Below are 595 nucleotides of genomic sequence, written 5' to 3'. Positions count from 1 at the left end.
AGGTCGCTTAGCTCAGTTGGTAGAGCGCCACCCTTACAAGGTGGATGTCATAAGTTCGAGTCTTATAGTGACCACCATTTTATAAAATCATAAATAGGTTTTATAATCTCTACTTCTTTACTTTGGATGCAGCGGTAGTTCAGCTGGTTAGAATGCCGCCCTGTCACGGCGGAGGTCGCGGGTTCGAGCCCCGTCCGCTGCGCCATCTTGTCTCGTTAGCTCAGCCGGTAGAGCATCTCCCTTTTAAGGAGGGGGTCGTTGGTTCGAATCCAACACGGGACACCATTTTTATTGTTAGGGTTATGACCCTTTCGTCTAGTGGCCCAGGACAACACTCTCTCTGTGTGGAAACAGAGGTTCAAATCCTCTAGGGGTCGCCAATCATAGGTCGCTTAGCTCAGTTGGTAGAGCGCCACCCTTACAAGGTGGATGTCATAAGTTCGAGTCTTATAGTGACCACCATTTTATAAAATCATAAATAGGTTTTATAATCTCTACTTCTTTACTTTGGATGCAGCGGTAGTTCAGCTGGTTAGAATGCCGCCCTGTCACGGCGGAGGTCGCGGGTTCGAGCCCCGTCCGCTGCGCCATCTTG

6 tRNA genes are annotated in these 595 nt (G+C 49.2%); all 6 read left to right on the top strand.

From position 1 onward, the window contains the following. Position 1 precedes the first annotated feature (1 nt). The 6 genes from AJN64_RS04315 (at position 2) to AJN64_RS04290 (ending at position 590) form a co-directional block, all read left to right on the top strand. A tRNA-Val gene (locus AJN64_RS04315) sits at positions 2-77 on the top strand. Positions 78-128: 51 nt separating this feature from the next. Further along, positions 129-205, top strand: a tRNA-Asp gene (locus tag AJN64_RS04310). Between the two features lie 4 nt (positions 206-209). Continuing rightward, positions 210-285, top strand: a tRNA-Lys gene (locus AJN64_RS04305). A 19-nt stretch (positions 286-304) separates the two neighbouring features. After that, positions 305-380: transfer RNA gene (locus tag AJN64_RS04300), tRNA-Arg, on the top strand. Between the two features lie 6 nt (positions 381-386). Then, a tRNA-Val gene (locus AJN64_RS04295) sits at positions 387-462 on the top strand. Positions 463-513: 51 nt separating this feature from the next. Beyond that, positions 514-590: transfer RNA gene (locus tag AJN64_RS04290), tRNA-Asp, on the top strand. Positions 591-595 lie beyond the last annotated feature (5 nt).

Origin of the sequence: Campylobacter sp. BCW_4332 (assembly GCF_001763175.1) — a bacterium.
GTDB classification, from domain to species: domain Bacteria; phylum Campylobacterota; class Campylobacteria; order Campylobacterales; family Campylobacteraceae; genus Campylobacter_D; species Campylobacter_D jejuni.
This window is presented reverse-complemented; position numbering and strand designations above follow the sequence as displayed.